Source organism: Streptomyces sp. NPDC005963, assembly GCF_040638655.1.
Lineage (GTDB): Bacteria > Actinomycetota > Actinomycetes > Streptomycetales > Streptomycetaceae > Streptomyces.
This window is the reverse complement of sequence record NZ_JBEXVD010000006.1, coordinates 136,084-157,226: the sequence shown is the minus strand read 5'-3', so window position 1 is coordinate 157,226 and position 21,143 is coordinate 136,084. Positions and strand designations below refer to the sequence as shown.

Here is a 21,143-nt window from a genome sequence, read left to right as displayed (position 1 = left end):
GGATTTCGGACGTCATGGAGCGGCTTCCGCCCGAGTCGACCCAACAGGCCGTGGGTTATCCCTCGCTCTTTCTCCTGGTGGCGCTGGGGGCTTTGGTTCCCGTGGTGCCCACAGGTGCCGTGGTGAGTTCGGCTGCGGTGGTGGCCGTGCACCAGACGGCCCCGCTCGCACTGCTGTTCGTCTTCCTGGTCGCCTCCTTCGCGGCCTTCGTCGGCGATGTGACGCTCTACTGGCTGGGGCAGCGCGGAGTGCGTTCCAAGAGCGGTTCCCGCTGGCTGGAGGAGTTGCGCGGCCATGCCGATCCGGACCGGTTGGCGCAGGCACAGCGCAAGCTGGAGGACCACGGCGTGGCCGTCCTGGTGCTGTCCCGGCTCATTCCGGCCGGGCGAATACCGGTGATGCTGGCGTGTCTGCTGGCCACCATGCCGCTGCGCACGTTCGTACGGGGCAATCTCCCGGCCTGTCTGGCCTGGGCGGTGACGTACCAGTTGATCGGGATTCTGGGGGGATCGCTGTTCGACGAGCCGTGGAAGGGGGTGGCCCTGGCGGTGGCACTGACGGTGGTGATCAGTGGGGCACCGGCGCTCTGGCGCGGGCTCCGTCGGCGCCGTCCGGGGTCGTCGGGTCAGCACGCCTGAGCGGACCCGACGACCCGAGGAGCCCGAAGCCCTCAAAGCTCGACGCCCTGATGACCGAAGACACCGCCGGGTGCCGGTGGAGTGCGACGTACGCGCCGGGCGGTGGCGCTCAGGCGGTCAGTACGTGGGAGCCGCCGACCGGCAGGTCCCACAGCTGTTCCCGGGGCCGTCCGATGTGCTCCCAGGCGGCTCTGACCCGCGCCAGGGGTTCCAGAACGGGTTCGCTGGACAGGACGAAGGTCGCCCAGTGCATGGGGGCCATGTTCCGGGCTCCGAGGTCGACGAAGGCGCGCACGGCCTCTTCGGGATCGGTGTGGACATCGCGCAGCCACCAGCGCGGCGCATAGGCCCCGATCGGCAGCAGGGCCACGTCCAGACCGGGGTGGCGCCGGCCGATCTCCCGGAACCAGTGTCCGTATCCGGTGTCTCCCGCGAAGTACACGGTCCGGCCGATGCGGTCCGTGAGCACCCAACCGCCCCAGAGCGAACGATTGGTGTCGGTGAGGGTGCGCTTGGACCAGTGGTGGGCCGGGACGAAGTCGAAGCGGACGCCGGCCAACTCCGTACCCTCCCACCAGTCGAGTTCGGTCACCCGGGTGAAACGGCGACGGCGGAACCAGCGGGCGAGGCCGGCGGGCACGAAGACGGGCGTGCGTCGGGGAAGCCGCTTGAGGGTCGGGGCATCGAGATGGTCGAAGTGGTTGTGGCTGATCACCACGGCGTCGACGGGCGGGAGGTCGGCCCAGCGCACGCCGACGGGGGTGATCCTGGCCGGGGTGCCGAGGATGCGCCGTGACCAGACCGGGTCGGTCAGAACGGTCAGACCGCCGATGGAGAGCACCCAACTGGCGTGTCCCGCCCAGGTCACGGCGATCGCGGTGCTGTCCACGACGGGCAGCGGGCCGGGGGCGAAGGGCAGGAGCGGAATGTCCCGCAGCCCGGCCGTGCGGGGGCGGGCCGCGCCCTCGCGGGCGAGGCGCGCCAGGGCCCGGACACCGGGCAGTGGGGCCGTGAGTCGGTCGGCGAAGGAACGCGGCCAGTGACGGACCTCGCCCAGGGGGCGGGTGGACGATCCATAGGCGTCCGGCAGTGCCCGCCCGGCCCTGCGGCCGAGCGTCCCGATCCCGCCGGAGGCCGGTTCCTCCTCCTGCGGTGGGTCCGCCGCATCCGTCGGCACTCCGTGCTCGGCCATCCTGCCTCCGTTCACCGCAATTCGTCGAAGGCCCTTTCCAGCATGTTCAACGCAGCCGCGACATGCGGCAATTCCAGCGGCGCCGGCGAGGTGAGGGACTCCTGTCGCTGCTGCGGCGTCTCCCCGAGGAGTGGTGCGGTCGCCAACCGCGCCCGGAGCGCACCGAGCTCATCGCCGAACCGGTGGCCTCCGGGTGCGGGCGCCCCGAGCCGTGCGGTCAGATACTCCTCCAGCTCCATCGAATCGGCGACGCCGTTCTCGGCGAGGCGGGGCCGCAGGGGCCCGAGGTCCACATAGAGGTGCCGACCGACCTGGGGCGGCCGGGACAGGGCACCGCGGGCCAGGACCGCCCGGTGCAGGGCACCGGCCACCGCCGCATGGAGGGCCACGGCATGCTCCCGGTGGGCCGTCAGCGGGGCGGGTTCGTCGAGCGCGCGGGTCGCGGCGGCGGCCAGCGGCTCGGCGACGAGCGCGCCGATGGCGGTCAGCACGTCGAGGGTGCGGGCCCGGTGGGCCGCGCCGCGCGCCGTTGCGGGGAAGCGGGCGACGGCCACGGGCCAGGAGGAGGGCAGGAAGCCACCGGCCAGGTCGGTGACCACGGTGACGTCGTCGGGGCACATCTCGGCGGGGCTGAGGAGCACGGTTCCCGCGGGCCGGTGGAGGGTGTCCCGCCAGGTCTCGTCGCTGATGATGTGCAGTCCCTCGCCGATCGCGGCCTCGCACGCCTCGTGCACCGTTTCCGGCGGCGGTACGGTCGCGGTGGGGTCGTCGGCGACGGACAGCAGCAGCAGACCGGGACGGCCGCCTTCGGCCCGTACCCGCCGGACGGTCTCCAGCAGCGCGTACGGATCGGGTACGCCACCGCACTCGGCCGGTGTGGGCACGTGATAGGCGGGCCGGCCCAGGAGTCGGGCTTGCGGGGTCCACCAGGCGGGGCAGGGGCGGGGCATCAGCACATCGCCGTCGTGTGCGCCGATCAGCGCGAAGAGGAGCGGCTGGGGTCCGGCGGCTGCGACCACCTGGTCGGCGCGGGTGTGCAGTCCGCGCCGCGACCAGTAGCCGGACGCCGCCTCGCGCAGGAGCGGACCGCCGCCGGGCGGCTCGCCCTCGGCGCGGCCGGCGGCGGCGGCCAGGACTTCGGACAGTTCCGCGGGCACGGGCAGTCCCGGCTCGGGTGCGGGCGGGCCGTAGCGGACGGGGCCGTGCCCTTCGGTCTCCGTCCGCCGCATCCCGCTCCTTGGGCCCTCGCGCTGCCGGAGCCGGCCCGGCGCCTGGCTCACGTGCCCTTTATACGGAGGTTCGGGCTGGACCGCCCGGCGGGCTAGCCCGGCGCGACCACGGTGACCGGGTGCCGGACGATCCCGTCGAAGAGGTACCCCTGGGTGTTGTGGGGGGTGCGGTCGGGTTGGCGGTTCCCGGCGCGGTCGGTGGTCCGGGCGAGCAGTTCGACGGGACCGGTACGGCGCGGGTGCCAGGGCAGGGACCAGCGCACCCAACCGTGGCGGCGCGGGGCGTCACGCAGGTGCGCCCGATGCCAGTGGGCGCCGCCGTCGGTGCTGACCTCGACCGTGTGGACGGGCGCAGCGGCCGACCAGGCCCGTCCGGTGAGCCGATGGGTCCTGTCGACCTCCAACGCCGCTCCGACGGGGATTTCGAAGGCGCTCTTGAGCGTCTGTCGGGTGAGCGGCTGGCTGCCTGCGGGAGGATGGCCGGCACCGAAGAGCCGGTAGAACTGCGTGTTCCACGGCGACTCCAACGGCCTGTCGCTGACTTCGATGTCGCCGAGCCATTTGATGGAGGCGATGCCGATCCAGGAGGGCACGATCACACGTACCGGGAAGCCGTGGTCGTACGGCAGGGGTTCGCCGTTCATCTCGTACGCGAGGATCACATCGTCGAGGGCCTTGGCGATGGACAGCGGACGGCGCACCCGGCCGAGGTTGAGCCCGCCGCTGATGAAGTCGTCGTCCAGGCCGCGCGGCATGACGTCCACGGCGGCCGAGGAGATTCCGGCCCGGTGGAGCACGTCGCGCAGTCGGGCGCCGCGCCAGCGGGCGGCGCCGATCGCTCCGAGCGTCCACGAGGTGCCGCTGACGGCTTCGCCCTGCTGGGTGGTGAAGAAGCTCCGTCCGTTGCCGGCGCACTCCACGACGGCGGTTCGGGTGACCGACGGCAGGGATCGCAACTGTCCATAGCTGAAGTCGACGGACCGGCGGCCGTTGAGCGCACCGCCCCACACCGTCAGCCGCCAGTCGTTCTCGTTCAGGCGCGGGGTGGAGGTGTGGTTGCGGACGAAGAAGCGGTCGGCGGGGGTGAGGTGACCGGTGTCGCGGAACGCCTCGAAGCGGGTTTCCGCATTGGTGCCCCGGATGGTGAAGACCTCGGGCGGAAGCGGCTTCACGATCCCCGGGGCGATCGGGGCGGGGGCCGGTGGCTGGGGGGTGGCACGGGCGGGTAAGGCCGGCAGCAGCCCAGTGGCCACGGACGTGGCGCCGATGAGTTTCAGCAGGTCACGGCGGTGCGTGGAGAGGGCTGCGGACAGGGGAGGCATGAGGTGCTCCTCGGGGGTGGGGTACGCGTGCGGCGCAGTGGTGACGGATGCCGGGTGTCGGTCGGGCTCTGGGTTCGGCAGCGCGCCGACGCCCCGGGCACGGCAGGGGCGAGCGGGCGGCCTCTCGCGGGCTCCACCACGGCGGGAGGTGATCAGCGCAGTCGGCGGAAGCCAGTACGGCCCGTCGCGTGCGCTCGTGGGTCAGATCAACAGGAACAGGGGCGTGGTCGGCGCGGTATCGCTGCCGGGAGGGCCCTGTCGTCCTGGGTGATGACCATGCGGGCGATCCTAACCATGGCTCCGGCCCGTTCGACAGGGCTCGGGCACATGCCTTCGGCCCGTTCGACGGGTTCGAGCGCAAAGAACGCGTGGGGAACCCGAGGGGAACGCGAGGAGCAGGGGTGATGGGGTGCTCGGCGAACGGGGGCACCGTGCGTGGGAAGCCCTCGGGCGGGGTACGCGCGATCCATGTCTCCTGAGCACGCACAGCACAACCCGAGGTTGCGGACGGACGTCCCCGGTCTGCTCAGCCGTCTGGACCGCCAGGTGTTCCAAGCGGTCGCGACACGGGAGTGGCCGGGTGCCGAACCGGTGCTGCCCCGGTTGAGTCGCAGCGCCAACCACGGGCTGTTGTGGTTGGGGGCCGCGGCCGGCATCGCCGCGCTGGGCGGCAGCGCCCGTTCGCGGCGGGCTGCGGTCCGCGGGATGGCGTCGCTCGCCCTGGCCTCCGCCACGATCAACACCATCGGCAAGCGGTCGGTGCGCCGGGCGCGTCCGGTGCTTGATGCGGTGCCGGTGATACGGCGACTGAAGCGTCAGCCCTTCACCACGTCCTTCCCCTCCGGCCACGCCGCGTCCGCCGCGGCGTTCGCCACCGGTGTCGCGTTGGAGTCGAAGGGCTGGGGTGCGGTGGTCGCTCCGGTGGCGGCTTCGGTGGCGTTCTCGCGGGTGTACACCGGTGTCCACTACCCCAGTGATGTGCTCGCGGGCGCGGCGCTCGGGGTGGGCGCCGCATTTGCCATCCGGGGCATGGTCCCGACGCGGTCGCAGTTGCCGACGCCCGGCAGGCCGCACACGAGTGCTCCGGCGCTGGCGGACGGCGAAGGCCTGGTGATCGTGGTGAACCGCCGCTCCGGTTCGGCCGAGTCGGCGGAGCTGATCGGTGAGGCGCTGCCGCTCGCCGAGGTGGTGGAGTGCGGGCCGGGCGAGTTGGGCCCGGCCTTGGACAAGGCTGCCCGCAACTGCCGTGCCCTCGGCGTGTTCGGCGGCGACGGCACCATCAACCGAGCGGCAGCCGCCGCCATCGAACAGGATGTTCCGTTGGCGGTCTTCCCCGGCGGCACGTTCAACCACTTCGCGTATGACCTGGGGATCGAGACTCCGCAGGACACCTTTCGGGCAGTGGTCGCAGGAGATGCGGTCAAGGTGGACCTGGGTCGGTTCACTCCCGGCCCGGATGAGGCCGACGGTCGCCCCGGGTACTTCCTCAACACCTTCAGCCTCGGTGTCTACCCGGAGTTGGTGAACATCCGCGAGCGCTGGTCACCGCGGATCGGCGGCTGGCCAGCCGGGGTGCTGGCGTCGGCCCGGGTGCTCCGCCACGGGCGTCCACTGGAGGCTTCGGTACAGGGGCGGCACCGGCCGATGTGGTTGCTGTTCGCCGGCAACGGCGTCTACCAGCGGGTGGGGCCCACTCCGGGGCACCGCCAGGACCTGGCGGACGGGCTGCTGGACGTCCGGGTGGTGCACGGGGGCCGCTGGCCCGGGCTGCGGTTGATGGCGGCGGCGCTCGCCGGACCGCTCAGCCGCTCTCCCGTCCATGCCGCGGAGCAGTTGCACCGGTTGCGGATCACGGGGGTGGAGCCCGGGACACCGTTGGCGTACGACGGTGAAGTGACCTTGGCTCCGGCCGAGTTCACCGTGGACAAGGCGGTGGGTGCACTGACGGTGTACCGACCGCAGGCCCTCCTGTGAGTTGTCCACATAACAAGACGGCCATCTCATTATTCGGCCAGCGGGCGTACCGTGGAGCTCCCAACCGCTCCAGGGAGGTCCGCCATGCCACAGGAATCCGCCGTCTACACCCATGGCCATCACGAGTCGGTGCTGCGCTCGCACACCTGGCGTACGGCCGCCAACTCGGCGGCGTATCTCCTCGGTGAACTGACCGCCGACATGCGGATCCTGGACATCGGCTGCGGGCCCGGCACCATCACCGCGGATCTGGCCGAGTTGGTGCCGGGCGGGCACGTCACGGGGGTGGACATCGCCCCCGAGATCGTCGACCAGGCCCGAAACCTGGCGAAGGAACGCGGCCTCGCCCACACCGACTTCGCAGTGGCCGACGTCGGCGAACTGGACTTCCCCGACGACTCCTTCGATGTGGTCCACGCCCATCAGGTGCTGCAACACGTGGGGGATCCGGTGGGCGCCCTGCGCGAGATGCGACGGGTGTGCCGCCCCGGTGGGATCGTGGCCGTACGGGACAGTGACTACGGCGCGTTCACCTGGTTCCCGCAGGTCCCCGTGTTGGACGAGTGGCAGACGCTGTACCGCCAGGTCGCCCGCGCGAACGGGGGCGAGCCCGACGCCGGCCGAAGACTCCTGTCATGGGCGCGGGCGGCGGGATTCACCGAGATCCGTGCCACGGCCTCCAACTGGTGCTTCGCCACGCCCGAGGAGCGTGCGTGGTGGAGCGGGCTGTGGGCGGACCGCACCACGGGATCGGTGTACGCGAGCATCGCGGTGGACGACGGCTACACCACGGCAGATCGTCTCACGGCCATCGCGGAGGGCTGGCGGGAGTGGGGGGCCCAGGACGACGGTTGGTACCTGGTGCCGCACGGCGAGCTGATCTGCCGGGCCTGACGCCGTAGGAGCTCCCCCTCCGCGGTGGGTGATCCCTGCCAACACACCGGCAGTTGACCGGTGACTCGTCGGTGGCGTTTCCGTCACCCGCCGTCACAAACTAGGCTCGCAACATGGAGATCCTCGGAACGACCTTGCGCGTCTGCGTCGACGACTTGGAGGCCGCAGCAGCCTTCTACCAACGCCTCACCGGCACCACTCCGTTGCGCTTCGAGCGCGGTGGTGTGTCCGTGGCGGCAGTGGGGTGCTTCCTGTTGATGAGCGGACCCGAGTCGGAGCTGGAAGTGCTGCGCAAGGTGACGGCGACCATCGCCGTCCGCGATGTGGACGAGACCCACGCGACGCTCAACGAGGTGGGGGCCAAGGTCATTGCGGGACCGGTGCCGACGCCGGTGGGTCGCAATCTGATCGCCGTACACCCGGACGGCTCCGTCTTCGAGTACGCGGACCGCAAGCCGTCCCTCTGACGCATGGTCAAGTACGGGACCGCGGGCACGAACCGTCAGCGACGGATCGCCGACGTTCGTGCCCGCGGTCCCGGCTGTCGGCCCGACGGCCTCACCGGGTTTCCCGTAGCACCACCCGCGGTGCGTTCAAGCGGTGGATTCAAGCGGTGGATTCAGTCGATGCGTTCAGTCGGCAGGGCGCATCCGAAAGTCGTACTCCTCGGGCAGCGGGTCGTCCGACAGCTCGGACCAGACCTGCGCCAGCACCTCGGAGCCCTCGTAGAGGTCGGCCACCTCGAAGCCGCCCTCGAAGATCGCCCGCGCCTCGTCGCGGTACCCCTCGGCGAGCAACAGCCGAGCATGGACCAGACGGAACCGTCCGCGCTGCTGCACGGCCGGCCGCAGCCGCGCCCACACCAGTCGGGCCTCCTCCGTACGCCCGGCCGCGAGGAGCGCCTCGATGGCCTCCCGCCCGAGGGCGGCAGTCGCCGCCGTCCACGTCTCCCCGCTGTCGCGCCGCTCCTGGCAGAGGTCGTCGAACGCCTCGCAGAAGCGTTCAGCCGCGCGCTTGGGGTGACCGCCCACCTGGTCGGCGACCGCGAGGCAGCGCAGCAGCGGCCAGCGCGAGGGTGCGAGCTCCAGACCCCGTTCCCAGCTGCGGACGGCTTGGGCGAGATCGCCCGCGTGCCATTGGGCGACTCCGAGGTGATACTCCGTCAGTGGGTCTGCGGGTGCGGTCTCCAACATGTCGCGCCAGTGCGGGGCGACCAGGGACGGGCCCGGGGGCAACACGCGGCGCGGTTCGGGGAACACCCCGGTGGCCAGCAGCTCCTGCCAGGGCGCCTGGTCGTCGTCGAGGGTGGACGGGGCGAAGGGCGTACCGGGCAGGGCGAATCCGGCGCGCAGCACTTCGAGTGCGCCCCAGCCCGATCCGGTGGCGAGCGAACGGACCGGTTCGGTGTCCGCATGGGGCAGCCAGGCGCGGTACGCGGCTTCCAACGTCTCCTGGGGCAGCGCGTCCGCCAGTCGTGACTCGACCTCGGCACGGGCCGCCGTCCAGTCCTCGCCGTGTATCGCCTTCGCATCGGCGCTCAGCGGTCCGTACGCCTCCAACCAGCTGAATTCGCCGCCGCCTTCGAGACGGACGTGTTCGAGCTGGGTACGGGCGAGGCCCGCCTGGATCTCGGCGTACCGGGGCGTGTCCGGCTCGGTGAGCCAGCGCTGCCAGCGTGTGCCGCCGCGTCCCGATCCCCAGTGGAAGAGCTTGCGTCCCCGAAGGGTGGCGGTCGACGTCTGGACGAGGCCGTGGCCGTCGCCGTCGACCGCGGCGATCCAGATGCGGTCGGCGCTCGCCACGTCGTAGAAGTAGTCGGCGGGGTGCTCGCTGCGGGAGGGGTAGGTACGGTCCGTGCCCTCGTGTTGGGGTACGGGTACGGACTGGAGCGGACGGGAGTGTTCATGGTGCCAGGCCCGGTCGGCGGGGGCGAGGACTCGGGTGTCGGGGTGTTCCTCCACGGCGGTGTTGGACCACCAGTAGACGGGGACGGTCCGCTCCTCGTGGGGATTGCGGATGCGCACGCCCACATGGAGGAAGGCCGAGTCGGCCGGGAGCCACAGGTCGATCTGGAAGGGCAGGTCACGCAGTCGTTCCCACTCCCAGAGCCTGAGCATCTCGCCGCCGTCGGGGGCTGGGACGACGGCCGCGTGCAAGGGTGCGCAGGTGAGGGTCGAGTGGCCGGTGGCACCGATGTTCCACTCGATGCCGCCGGAGAACCAGGCTCCGTTGAGGGCGAAGTGCGCGGGTTGGAAGACGGGGTTGCGGTAGAGGAGTTCCCGTCCGGTGGGCTTGTGGTGCAGGGAGTGGACCCGCCCGCCGAGGCCGGGGAGCACGGTGGCGCGCAGATGGTCGTTCTCGATGACGAGCGCGTCGAGTTCGGTGGGGGTGCGCTCGCGGTCGTAGCCGTCGAGCATCCGCACGGGCAGCAGGCTGTGCAGGGGCTCGTATCCGATCTGACGGGCCATGTCCCGCGGCAGTCCGGCTGCGGCACGCTCGTCGAGTGAGTACGACGTGGGGAGCGGTCGCAGTGCGGGCAGCGGATTGGCCGGGCCCACCGGGGCCGCGGGCAGGTTCAGTACGGTACGCCGCACGGATGTGGCCAAGACAACCTCACTTCGCTTTCCGAAGGCCGCCGACTCCGACGGGCAGCGGCCCGATGACCATCGAACAGGGTCATCGGGCCGCCGAACAGGGGGATCGGGGGGTCAGTCTTCGGAGCTGGCGAAGGACGGGCCCTCGACCATCTCGCTGGTGAGCGCCCAGCGCTCATGATCGCGCCAGGCGCCGTCGACGTGCAGGAAGGCGGGTGAGAGTCCTTCCAGGCGAAAGCCGGCGCGGCGGACGAGTGCCAGGGAGGCGTGGTTCGCCGGTTGGATGTTCGCTTCGAGGCGGTGCAGGCCCAGGGGGCCGAAGGCATGGCGGACGACCAGGTCGAGCGCCTCGCTCAGCAGGCCGCGGCCCACGGCGTGGCCGAACGCCCCGTATCCGAGGGCTCCACAGCGGAAGGAGCCGTGCACGATGTTGTTGATGTTGATGAAGCCGGCGAGGCGGTCCGGCACCGGATCCGGCGGGGTCCGGGACGGGTCGCCGCCATGCCGAGCGGGCTCGGGCGGGGTCCGGGTCGGGTCGCCACCGTGGTGCGCGTGCGCGGGTCCCGTCCGGGACGGATCGCCGCCGTGCCCGCCGCCGCCCAGCCGTTCGTACACCAGGAACCCCATCCGTCCGGGGTCGTCGATCAGCCGCTGGGCGTAGGTGGCGTACGTGCTCGGGGTCAGCGGCGGGAAGAGCCAGGGCCGGTGGTGGGCGGTGCTGGCGCGCGCTGCCGCGATGAACTCCGTGCCATCCGCGTGGGTGATCTCCCGGATGCCCACATGTGGGCCGAGGGCCAGATGGGGCGGTCCTGTCGGCGGTGTGCTGGTGGGCGAGGGGGACATCCGGCCAGGCTATCGGGCGGGCCTTAGCGGGGGCGTCGGCGGAAGAGGTAGCCGCCGCACAGTGCCCCGATCACGAACATCGCCAGCAGGGCGAGATAGAGCGGCATGGTGACTTCGGGGATCAGGAGGCGGATCTTGACCTCCCGGGTGTTCTCGAAGATGAAGATGATGGCCAGGATCGTGAGCACGCCGACCGCGATCCGCCCCGGCGTCAGCCGATCCCTGAAGCCGCTCTTCCTGCCCCTCGATGCATCCTGAGCACTCATGCCACCAGAATGGGCCGTGCTCCACGACGGGGTGCTGTGGAGCGGTCCGTTCGGGTGAGGGCAGCGATGCGTTCGACGGTCCACGGCCCGGCAGAGGAACGGGTGCGGCTGATGTCTGACAAGTAGCCGGAGCGGCTGACTGCGACTGGCGCGGGATGTTGTCTGACAAGCTTGGGTCCATCAACCGTGGTCTTCGATGATCACGGTGACTTCCTGCGCGAGGAGCGGACCGTGACCGTCAACCGACCGCAGCGCCGACCGGTCGTGGCGCTGTACGAGCGCATCGCCGACGCGATCCACGAGGGCGTCTATCCGCCCGGCTGCACCCTCCCGTCCGAGCCCCGGCTGGCGACCGAGCTCGGCGTCAGCAGGCCGGCGTTGCGCGAGGCCCTGCTGCTGCTCCAGGAGGACGGGCTGCTGACCGTACGCCGCGGGGTGGGCCGCACGGTCAACCTCAGCCCGCCGCGCCGGGGCCACGAACGCATCCAGCCGCTGGAGGAGACGCTGTCCACCGGTGCACCGGTACGAGTGCGCCCGCTGCTGCGGGCGGTGGAGGAGCCGACCGACTTCACCACCCACCAGTTGCTCGCCCCGGCCGATGCCGAACTGCGCTTTTGGGAATCCGTCCTGGAGACGGAGAGCACGGCAGCGGCGCTGAGCCAGGAGTGGGCGGCCCCGGGCGAGGTGCTGGAGCGGGCCCATCCCGCCTTCGCCGACGCCCTGCGGTCGACCGCGGGCGAGGCGGGCTCCATGCTCGCCGCGCTGGTCGGCGCCTCGCGCGCACTGCCGCTGACCGGACACAGCACGGTGACCGCGACCCTGCTCGGCCGACGCCGCGGTGAACAGTTGGACCGCGCTCCCCAGACCCCCGCGGTACTGATCACCCAGGTGGTGCGAGTGGACGGCACCCCCGTCCTCGCGGCCAAGCACATGCTGCCGACGGGCGCACCCGCCCTCCCGGTCGTGCAGTCGGGCTGATCCGAGGCTCCCGGTCCTGCGCGTTCTGCACGCTTGCACGTCCTGCTGCCTCCGGCCGCTCCGGCGCCCCGTCCTGCACTCGGGGCGATCCTGATCCGAGACTCCCTGCCCCGCCCACAGCCGGGCAGCCGCCACCTGACCCGCCCGGGCATCCCGGACATCCCGGCGGGAGACGGCCGTCACGGCGGCGCCCCCAGAGGTGCCGTACACTCCCGCTGCATGCACTTGTCTGACATCACCCGCGCGCCCAAGGCCGTTCTCCACGACCATCTCGACGGTGGCCTGCGCCCCGCGACCATCATCGAGCTGGCCCGGGAGCACGACTACCGCGCGCTGCCCACCGAGGACCCCGCGGCACTGGCCGACTGGTTCCGCGACGCGGCGGACTCCGGCTCGCTGGAGCGGTACCTGGAGACGTTCGCCCACACCTGCGCGGTGATGCAGACCCGGGACGCACTGGAGCGCGTGGCCGCCGAGTGCGCGGAGGACCTCGCTGCGGACGGGGTCGTCTACGCCGAGGTGCGGTACGCGCCCGAACAGCATCTGGAGCGCGGGCTGACCCTCGACGAGGTCGTGGACGCCGTCAACGCCGGGTTCCGCGAGGGCGAGCGGCGCGCGGGTGGCCGGATCACGGTCCGCGCCCTGCTCACCGGGATGCGGCACACCGATCGCTCACTGGAGATAGCCGAACTCACCGTCGCCCATCGCGACCGCGGGGTGGCCGGCTTCGACATCGCAGGCGGCGAGATCGGCAACCCCCCGGCCCGCCATCTGCCGGCCTTCCAGCACCTCAAGCGACACAACTGCCACTTCACCATTCACGCCGGTGAAGCCGTGGGCGCCGAGTCCATCCACGAGGCCGTGCAGATCTGCGGTGCGGAGCGGATCGGTCACGGGGTGCGCATCACCGATGACATCACGGTCCACGAGGACGGCACGGCCACGCTCGGCCGGCTGGCGTCCTACGTTCGGGACAACCGCATCGCCCTGGAGATCTGCCCGACCTCCAACCTCCAGACAGGCGCCGCGAAGGACTACGCCACCCATCCCATCGACCTGCTGCGCCGCCTCGGCTTCCGCGTCACGCTCAACACGGACAACCGCCTGGTCTCCGGCACCACCATGAGCCAGGAGTTCCAGCATCTGGTACGGGCCTTCGGGTACGGCCGCGAGGTCTTCGAGGAGTTGACCGTCGCCGCGGTCGAGTCCGCGTTCCTGCCGCTGCCGGAGCGGCGTCGGCTGATCGACGAAGTGATCCGCCCGGGGTACGCGGCGCTCGACGCCCCGTCCACCGACTGAGCAACCGTAGGCTCAGCGCTTCGGCTGCGCGGGCGGACGGCTCTGCGTGTAGATGTCGTTGACGGTCTTGCGCATCACGTCCGCGTGTTCCTCGGCGACGACGGTCCGCAGTCCCAGCAGATAGTGCCGACCGTCCAGACTGAACGCCCGTACCAGTTCGACACAGCGCAACCCGTCCGGGTCCGGCCGGTCGGTGGTCGGCTCGTCACGGCAGGAGAAGTCGGCGATGACGGTCGTGGCGTCCGCCCACGACCAGTCGGTCGCCGTGGTGCGCCGGGTGGAAACGGCGTCGAGGTAGCGCCCGACGCTCTCTCCGTCGCAGGGCGTCGCTCCGCAGGGGCGCAGGTCCGCCGTCAATCGGCCGTGGATCGATCTGCCGTCCGCGGCGGAGCCGACGGCTTCGGTCCGGCACACCGGGCCGCGCTCGCACTCCATCGGCGGGCCCCTGAAGACAAAGGGGAAGCCGTCCAGTTCCAGCAGTTGGGAACGGTCGCCCGACTGCCACACGGGCCCCTTGAGCGAGCGCGGGTCCTCCTTGCGGTAGCGCAGGTACTTGGACTGCGCCGGCAGCGGGGGGCTGGAGACGGCGGAGAGCGCAGTGCCCGGAGAGGGGCCGAGCCCGGCGTTGTGGAGCACCTGACGGGTCAGGATGCCCGCCATCGAGGCCACCCGGGGCCGGTCCGACGCCTGTTCCCGGTAGTGGAGATCGACGACGACGTTCTTCGCCCGTGCTCGTACGGACGCCGTGGCCTCACCCGGCCGCAGGTCGTCGGATCGTATCTCCGCTGCGTCGCCCACTCCGGTGAGCCGGTCGCCGCGGTGGTCCTGCACCCGACGGTCGGCGACGGTGAGTGCGCTCCGTCCGCCGTCCGGGCGCTCGACGGTGACAGTCACCTCCACGCGCACATCACGGTGGAACGGGGCCAGCTCGGTCCAGCGGCACCGGTCCGGGCCTCCGTTCCGGCCGTCGGGTTGACTGTGCGGATCGCTGATCGCGGGGGCGAGTTGGCCGGCCGTGAGCAGGGAGCAGGCCGGTGCGACGGTGTGGACGGGCCCGGGCGGGCCCAGCGTGTGCACCGCCGCGGCGAACAGCCAGACCATGACGGTCAGCCCGGCAACGATCTCCAGTACGGCTCGATTGACGCGTTGCTTGCCGCGCGGGGACACGGGACGCTTCGGTAGGGGGTCGCCCGCGAGTCGGTCGAGGAGTTCTCGATGGCGAAAGCGGTAGCGTCCACCGCTCTGCCGCAGTACGCCGCGGCGGTGCGCATCGTGCAGGAAGGCGCCCAGCTGCCAGGGCAGTTTGCCGCGGGCGGCGAGGTACAAGCGTGCCACCGTGTACCGGCCCCAGGCCGAGAGCGCGACCCCGTACAGCAGCCAGGCGATCAGCCCCAGCAGCACGGGGGCGGCCCAGGTCCGGTCCCCGCTCCGGTCGGCGCCCGCGGACAGCAGCCACAGCAACACGGCGATCGGGGTGAGGACCAGTGCCGTACGCAGCGCTCCGAACCAGCCGTCCTGACTCAACGGTCGCTGCACCCCGGTGAGGAAGGCCGCGGTCCGGTCCTGTCCGAGCAGTTGCCAGGGGGTGCTGGCCGCGGAGGTGTCCGCGGGCTCGGTGAGCGGCAGTGGACGGGAGAGCCTGGCACGCCAACGCCGCGGCGCCGGTAGTACGGCGGCGTCGATGACGCGCCATCCGAGCACCAGGGCGATGAGGGCCAGGAGTGCCAGCGTCGGCCAGACCGTGCCTCCCGGAGCGACGGTCGTACGGGCGGCGCCCAGGCCGATCCCGTACGCGACGGCGGTCATGGCGGCGATGGCGGGAAGGAAGCCCAGCGGTCCGGTCCATCGAGGGGCGGCCAGATCCAGCCGCCACCACTCCAACTCCCCGGTACCGCCGGAGCGGACATGGCGGGCGAGGAAGCGCAGCCAGCGCTCTGCCGCGATCGGGTTCCAGCTGCGGTCGCCGAGCGGGCCATGGTAGACGGAGGGCAGGAAACGGTCGAAGAGATGGGCCCGGATGGTGTCGGCGTCGGGGAACTCGCCGGTGTCGTCGAGCAGTTCCGCGGGGTCGGCACGGGTGTCGCTGTAGGCGGCACGGGCCAGCGCGACCATCAAGGGAGTGGACAGTACGGCCCGCAGCCGGCCGACGGCCGGGTCCCCGGGCGCGGTTCCACCACTGGTGCCGTCAGTACGGAGCCGGTCGAGGACGGGGTCCCACTGGGTGGCGATGCGACCGGCGGCGCTGGTGGGACGGCTCGCGCGGGGCAGGTACTCGGCCAACTGCACGACGGTGAGCGGTTCGAGCTCCACGACGGCGGCGGCGGTCAGGACCTGACTGCCCGCGACGGCGTTCCGGTAGGCGTCCGTACGGCTGGTCAGCACAAATCCCGCGGCGGGGCGGAGGGTCGCGTGGAACTCGGCGAGTGCGCCGGGCTGGAGCACGGCGGGGATGTCGTCCCAGCCATCGAGCACGGGCAGGACACGGCCGCTGCGCAGCAGCGCCGATGCGACCGCTCGGCGCTCGTCGTCCCGGTCGGCGAGCCGCGGATGACGGTCGGCGAGGTACTCGGCCGCCCACTGCCAGAGGGACTGACGGCCCGGCTGCCAACAGGCCAGCGGAAGGATCACCGGCACGGGGCCCTTGCCGAGGGCGCGGCGGGCGAAGCGCAGGGCCAGCACCGACTTGCCCGCCCCGGCGGCGCCGAGCACGACCAGTCGACGCGAGGGGAGCCGGGCGAAGACGTCGTTGATGTCGTCGAATTCTCCGCCGAGGTCGGGTAGTTGGCTGCTGCCCCGGCTGATGCTCGCCGCGTGGTCCGACAGCCGTGGATCGGCCGGGCGCCAGCGGACCTGGATCGGGATCGGATCGTGGAGGCGGGCGCGACGCTCTTCCTGGTCGTAGGCCGTGCGCAGCCACTCGCCGAGTCGTATGGCGGCTGCGTCGAGTCGCTCGGCGTCGAGGGCCGCGCCGTCGGCGTGGTCGGGGTGGTTGGCGTTGCGCCCGCGCCGGGCCCACGCCGCACGCGTCAGCTGCCACAGGCCGATGGCGAGCACCCCGCCACCGAGCCAGAGCGGCCCCGTCCAGTGCGGGTCGACCCGCCAGAGCGTGAGGGCGCCACCGGCCGTGGCCAGGAGCAGCGCCATCACCATGTGCAGGGGCTGCGGGCGGTGCGGCCGGGGTGGATCGATCCGAAGGTGCGGCCCGTCGTCGAGGGAGCCGGCCCGGGCGAGGTCGGCGCCGTCTTGGCCGTGCACGGGATGGATGACCGTGCCGGGAACAGGGCGGGCCCGTCGTGCGCTCCACGACTCCAACTGCCCCTTCATGTGCCCATCGTGCCACCCCGACGATCAGTACACGCCACCTTTGCGAACGTCTACGCGCGCACACCGTCCCACCATGCGAAACGGCTGGGCTCAAAAGGGGCACGTTCGTCCCGGCGATCCGGGTCCGGGCGCACGGACGGGACGACGCGGAAACCGATCACCGCGGACCCCGCGGACCCCGCGAGGTGCGAGAACGAGGTGGTCAGAAGGGGGTGTTCGGAAGGGGGTGTTCGGAAGGGGCGGTCAGATCAGGGCGGGCTCGTCCAGGGTCAGGGTCGCGGCGTCCGCGTCGAGCACCGCCGACGCACCCAGCGGCATCGTGAGGTTCTGCGCCGCGTGCCCGAAGCCCAGTTCCTCGACGACGGGAACACCGAGACCACCGAGTCGATCCAACAGGACCCGCCGTACGCGCTCGTAGGGGCCGCACTCCGCCCAGGAACCCAGGGCGATGCCCCGTACGCCGTCCAGCCAGCCCGACCGCCGGAGTTGGGTCAGGATGCGGTCGATGCGGTAGTCGTCCTCGCCCACGTCTTCGAGGAGGAGGATTCCGCCTGCGGCGTTCGGCCGGGCGTTGGGCGTCGCGAGGTCGGCTGCGAGAAGGCTGGCGCAGCCGCCGAGGGTGATGCCTCGGGCCCGGCCCGGCACCAGGGTGCCCGCGGTTTCCAGTGCGAGGACCTGCACCGACTCCGGTTCGAAGAGGGTCGCTCTAAGGGACTCTCGGGTGGTCTCGTCCTTGAGGAACGTCAATGCGCCGGGCATGGCGCCGTGCAGGGTGGCCAGTCCCAGCCGGGTGGCGAACGCCTCGTGCAGGGCGGTGATGTCGCTGTAGCCGGCGAAGACCTTGGGCCCGGCGGCCCGGATCGCCGTCCAGTCCAGTAGGTCGACCATCCGCTGTGCGCCGTAGCCGCCACGGGCGCACAGGACGGCCGAGACGCTGGGATCGCACCAGGCTTCGGTGAGGTCCCGTGCGCGGTCGTGGTCGGTCGCGGCCAGATACGGGAAGTCCCGGTGGGCGCCGCGGACGTGCGGCATGACGAGCGGATCGAGCCCCCAACCGCGCAGGACGTCCAGGCCCTCGTCGAGCCGTTCGTCGGGTACGGGACCACTGGGGGCGACGATGGCGACCTTGGCCCCGGGTCGCAGTCGAGCGGCCCGGGTCAGGGGGGTGAGGGTCACTTCTTGAGCTCCAGTAGGGGGACGTCCGACCGTTCGAAGCCGAAGGTCTGGGCGTAGAGGGAGAGTTCCGCTTCGATCGCGCGCACCATCGTCTCGGCCCGGCGGAAGCCGTGTCCCTCGCCTTCGAAGGCGATGTAGGCGTGGGGGATGCCGCGGCCCGTCATCTGCTGGAGGAACCGTTCTGCCTGTACGGGCGGGCAGATGACGTCGTCGAGCCCCTGGAGCAACAGGAAGGGGGTGGTGATGCGGTCGGTGTGCTGGAGCGGTGAGCGCTCCCGGTAGCGGTCCGGTACGTCCGTGAGGGGGCCGATGAGGGATTCCAGGTATTGCGACTCGAAGTCGTGGGTCTCTCCTGATGCCCAGCCGAGCAGGTCCAGCACGGGATAGCTGATGCTTCCGCAGGCGTAGACGTCGGTGCGGGCCAGGGACGCGGCGGTGGTCCATCCGCCGGCGCTGCCGCCCCGGATGGCGAGCCGCGAGGCGTCGGCGGTGCCCTCGGCGGCCAGCGCCCGGGCGACGGCCGCGCAGTCCTCGACGTCGACGACGCCCCACTGCTCGCGCAGGCTGTCCCGGTACTTACGGCCGTATCCGGTGGATCCGCCGTAGTTGACCTCGGCCACGCCGATGCCGCGGGAGGTGAAGTAGGCGATCTCCAGGTCTAGGACGAGGGGAGAGTGGCCGGTGGGTCCGCCGTGGGCCCAGATGACGTACGGGGGCAGTTCGTCGTCGGGTGCGGTTCGGTCGGGGCTGTGGGGCGGGTAGACGTGTGCGTGGATCGCGCGGCCCCCGGGGCCGGCGAACGTACGGAGGTGGGGTTCCGGGTAGTAGGCGGGGTCCACCGGATCGTCGTGGGGCGCCCCGATGACCCGGGTGTGTCCGGTGCGGGTGTCGAGTTCGACGATCTCGTACGCGCTGCGGGGGCTGGCCGCGACGCCGATGACGCGATCGCCCTGGACGGCGAGTGAGGCGGCCCATTCGGTCCAGGGGCCCGCGGCGTCGACCACTTCGCCGGTGTCCGGATCGAGGATGCCCAGTGCCGTGGTGCCGGTGCCGTGGATGACGGCGATCAGTCCGTCGTCGAGCGGTTTGAACCACTGAAGGCCGATCTTCCAGAGCGGTCCGCCGAACTCCTCGCCGCGTCCGGAGCACAGGGCCTCACCCGCCCCGGGGGCGGTGGGTGGGCGTCCGGCTGTTGCCGTCAGGGCGTCGGGGCGGAGTCGGCGGGGTTCCCACCAGCCGGTGGTGTCCGACAGGAACAACAGCGAGCCGTCCGGGGCCCATTCGACCTGGCAGATGGATTCCTCGGGGCCTCCGGCGACCTCGCGCACCGCGGTGAACGGGCCGTCCGGGCCGACATCGGCCACTATCGCCGAGGTGCCGTCCCAGGGCATCCGGGGGTGGTCCCAGGCGATCCAGGCGACCTGTCGGCCGTCCGGGGAGAGCCTCGGCCCGGTGGTGAAGCGGTGACGGTCGTCGGTGAGTTCGCGCACGGCCGCGCGGTCGTCGGCGGCGGAGCCGTCCAGGGGCACGGCGGCGATCACCCGGCGCACATCGGTGAGGGAGGCACCGGTGAACTCCTCCAGCACGCACCACACCTCACCCCGTTCCGGGTGCAGTTGCGGATCGGCCCAGCGCAGGCCGTCGCCGACCGTGGAGAGAGGGGTGAGCGGTGTCGGTTCGGCGCCGGGGGCGTCCGGTTCGTAGGCGTACAGCCGCTGGTCGGGGAAGTGGACGAAGACGACCAGCGGGGTGCCGTCAGGGCGGAGTGCGCCGGCCCACGGGTGGCCGCCGTACTCGATGACCCGGCTGCGGACGTTCCAGGGCGCCGGGAGGACCGACTCCTCGGCTCCGTCGGCGCGCCGTCGCACCAGGGCGCGTCTGCCTCCTTCGGCGGGCCGGGGCGCCGTCCACCAGAGTTCGTCGCCGACGGTGCCGAGGAACTCGGGGCGCCCGTCGTGCGAGGCGGCGAGCGCGGCGTCGATCGGTGACGGCCAGGTACCGAAGGCGGCCGTGGGTGCCATGTCCGACTCCCTTGTCAGCGGGTTCACTGGGACTTCACGCGGTTCGGAGGTAGTGGTCGAGCACATGGACGCCGAAGTGCAGGGCTTCGACGGGTACCCGTTCGTCGACGCCGTGGAACATCGCCGCGTAGTCGAATCCGGCGGGCAGCTTCAGCGGCGAGAAGCCGTAGCCGGTGATGCCGAGTCGGGAGAACTGCTTGGCGTCGGTGCCGCCGGCCATGCAGTACGGCACCACGTGACCCTCGGGGTCGAAGCGTTCGACGGCCTCACGGAGCTTGGCGAACGTCGGCGAGTCGACCGGTGCCTGCAACGCCACCTCGCGGTGGTGGAACTCCCACTCCACATCGGGCCCGGTGAGCCGGTCCATGGTCCGTGCGAACTCGTCCTCGGCACCGGGCAGCATCCGCCCGTCGATGTAGGCGGTGGCATGACCGGGGATCACATTGATCTTGTATCCAGCATCCAGCATGGTGGGGTTGGCGCTGTTGCGCACGGTGGGTTCGACCAGGGCCGCGGCGGGTCCCAGCTGCGCAATCAACGCGTCGGCGTCGAAGTCCGGGGCGTACGGGTCGGCGGGGACGCCGTGCAGCCGGGCGAGTTCGGCCAGGGCGGCGCGGACCGTGGGGGTGAGCCGGACCGGCCACTGGTGCTCGCCGATGCGGGCGACGGCGGCGGCGAGCCTGCTGACCGCGTTCGACCGGTTGACCTTGGAGCCGTGGCCGGCCCTGCCGTGGGCGGTGAGCTTGAGCCAGGCCGTGCCCCGCTCCCCCGCCGCGATGGGGTAGAGCGTCATCCCCGGCCCGGCGTGGAAGCTGAAGGCGCCGGACTCGCTGATCCCCTCGGTGCACCCCTCGAAGAGGTCGGCGTGCTCGTCGGCGAGGAATCCGGACCCGTCCTCTGCGCTCGCCTCCTCATCGGCGGTGAAGGCGACCACGATGTCCCGGCGGGGCCGTACCCCGGCCCGTTCCCAGGCCCGGACGACCGACAGGATCATCGCGTCCATGTTCTTCATGTCGACGGCGCCGCGCCCCCAGACCACCGAATCGCGGACCTCTCCCGAGAAGGGGTGGACCGACCAGTCGTCGGGCTCGGCGGGCACCACGTCGAGATGCCCGTGGACCAGGAGGGCCGGCGCGGTGGGATCGGTGCCCTCGATCCGGGCGACGACGTTGGTGCGACCGGCGGTGCGCTCCAGCATCAGGGGCTGGAGCCCCGCGGCGGCGAGCCGCTCGGCCGCGTATTCGGCGGCGGGGCGCTCCCGGCAGTCTCCGCCGCCGCGGTTGGTGGTGTCGATCCGGATCAACTCGGAGGTGAAGGTCACCACCTCGTCCAGGGCCTGCGCATCGACGGGGCCGGTGTCGACCGCTCCGCGGCGCCCGACAGATGCGTTCAT

At 71.7% G+C, this 21,143-nt stretch carries 16 protein-coding genes; 6 read left to right on the top strand and 10 right to left on the bottom strand.

Annotation, left to right across the window (positions count from 1 at the left end; all coding sequences use genetic code 11):
• Positions 1-14 precede the first annotated feature (14 nt).
• Entirely contained in the window at positions 15-638 is a 624-nt protein-coding gene (locus tag ABZ348_RS11985) for a VTT domain-containing protein (protein WP_358932221.1), read from the top strand.
• A gap of 109 nt (positions 639-747) precedes the next feature.
• Here the strand turns inward: ABZ348_RS11985 and ABZ348_RS11980 are convergent, their stop codons facing one another.
• The 3 genes from ABZ348_RS11980 to ABZ348_RS11970 form a co-directional block, all read right to left on the bottom strand.
• Positions 748-1,830 (bottom strand): MBL fold metallo-hydrolase, encoded by a 1,083-nt coding sequence (locus tag ABZ348_RS11980; RefSeq protein WP_358931909.1) that lies wholly within the window; start codon positions 1,828-1,830, stop codon positions 748-750.
• An 11-nt stretch (positions 1,831-1,841) separates the two neighbouring features.
• A complete protein-coding gene (locus ABZ348_RS11975; protein WP_358932219.1) occupies positions 1,842-3,059 on the bottom strand; it encodes an aminotransferase class I/II-fold pyridoxal phosphate-dependent enzyme in 1,218 nt (405 codons plus the stop codon).
• A gap of 92 nt (positions 3,060-3,151) precedes the next feature.
• A complete protein-coding gene (locus ABZ348_RS11970) occupies positions 3,152-4,381 on the bottom strand; it encodes a sulfite oxidase (protein WP_358931907.1) in 1,230 nt (409 codons plus the stop codon).
• A 468-nt stretch (positions 4,382-4,849) separates the two neighbouring features.
• Here ABZ348_RS11970 and ABZ348_RS11965 point away from each other — a divergent pair, with 468 nt between their 5' ends.
• From ABZ348_RS11965 to ABZ348_RS11955, 3 genes are all read left to right on the top strand, one after another.
• On the top strand, positions 4,850-6,355 hold the full coding sequence (locus tag ABZ348_RS11965; RefSeq protein ID WP_358931905.1) for a phosphatase PAP2 family protein: 1,506 nt from the start codon (positions 4,850-4,852) through the stop codon (positions 6,353-6,355).
• Between the two features lie 84 nt (positions 6,356-6,439).
• Positions 6,440-7,249 carry a class I SAM-dependent methyltransferase gene (locus ABZ348_RS11960; RefSeq protein WP_358931903.1) on the top strand — a complete coding sequence of 270 codons (810 nt, stop codon included), beginning with the start codon at positions 6,440-6,442 and terminating at the stop codon, positions 7,247-7,249.
• 113 nt (positions 7,250-7,362) lie between these two features.
• On the top strand, positions 7,363-7,716 hold the full coding sequence (locus ABZ348_RS11955; RefSeq protein ID WP_358931901.1) for a VOC family protein: 354 nt from the start codon (positions 7,363-7,365) through the stop codon (positions 7,714-7,716).
• Positions 7,717-7,881: 165 nt separating this feature from the next.
• On the opposite strand, the gene ABZ348_RS11950 is transcribed toward ABZ348_RS11955, so the two are convergent.
• The 3 genes from ABZ348_RS11950 to ABZ348_RS11940 all read right to left on the bottom strand — a co-directional run bounded on the left by ABZ348_RS11950 (position 7,882) and on the right by ABZ348_RS11940 (position 10,952).
• The gene (locus ABZ348_RS11950; protein ID WP_358931900.1) at positions 7,882-9,855 is read right to left on the bottom strand and encodes a DUF5107 domain-containing protein; all 1,974 of its coding nucleotides are present in this window, start codon (positions 9,853-9,855) and stop codon (positions 7,882-7,884) included.
• A 102-nt stretch (positions 9,856-9,957) separates the two neighbouring features.
• Positions 9,958-10,686 (bottom strand): GNAT family N-acetyltransferase, encoded by a 729-nt coding sequence (locus ABZ348_RS11945; RefSeq protein WP_358931898.1) that lies wholly within the window; start codon positions 10,684-10,686, stop codon positions 9,958-9,960.
• A 23-nt stretch (positions 10,687-10,709) separates the two neighbouring features.
• Positions 10,710-10,952 carry a LapA family protein gene (locus ABZ348_RS11940; protein WP_358931896.1) on the bottom strand — a complete coding sequence of 81 codons (243 nt, stop codon included), beginning with the start codon at positions 10,950-10,952 and terminating at the stop codon, positions 10,710-10,712.
• A gap of 231 nt (positions 10,953-11,183) precedes the next feature.
• Between ABZ348_RS11940 and ABZ348_RS11935 the strand changes: the two genes are divergently transcribed.
• A complete protein-coding gene (locus ABZ348_RS11935) occupies positions 11,184-11,930 on the top strand; it encodes a GntR family transcriptional regulator (RefSeq protein WP_358931894.1) in 747 nt (248 codons plus the stop codon).
• A 219-nt stretch (positions 11,931-12,149) separates the two neighbouring features.
• On the top strand, positions 12,150-13,229 hold the full coding sequence (locus ABZ348_RS11930) for an adenosine deaminase (protein ID WP_358931892.1): 1,080 nt from the start codon (positions 12,150-12,152) through the stop codon (positions 13,227-13,229).
• Positions 13,230-13,241: 12 nt separating this feature from the next.
• Here the strand turns inward: ABZ348_RS11930 and ABZ348_RS11925 are convergent, their stop codons facing one another.
• The 4 genes from ABZ348_RS11925 to ABZ348_RS11910 form a co-directional block, all read right to left on the bottom strand.
• On the bottom strand, positions 13,242-16,553 hold the full coding sequence (locus ABZ348_RS11925) for an NACHT domain-containing protein (protein WP_358931890.1): 3,312 nt from the start codon (positions 16,551-16,553) through the stop codon (positions 13,242-13,244).
• Between the two features lie 243 nt (positions 16,554-16,796).
• Positions 16,797-17,729 (bottom strand): LD-carboxypeptidase, encoded by a 933-nt coding sequence (locus tag ABZ348_RS11920; RefSeq protein WP_358931888.1) that lies wholly within the window; start codon positions 17,727-17,729, stop codon positions 16,797-16,799.
• On the bottom strand, positions 17,726-19,750 hold the full coding sequence (locus ABZ348_RS11915; RefSeq protein WP_358931886.1) for a prolyl oligopeptidase family serine peptidase: 2,025 nt from the start codon (positions 19,748-19,750) through the stop codon (positions 17,726-17,728). The genes ABZ348_RS11920 and ABZ348_RS11915 overlap by 4 nt, the downstream gene beginning before the upstream one ends.
• Before the next feature lie 34 nt (positions 19,751-19,784).
• A complete protein-coding gene (locus ABZ348_RS11910; RefSeq protein WP_358931885.1) occupies positions 19,785-21,143 on the bottom strand; it encodes a M20/M25/M40 family metallo-hydrolase in 1,359 nt (452 codons plus the stop codon).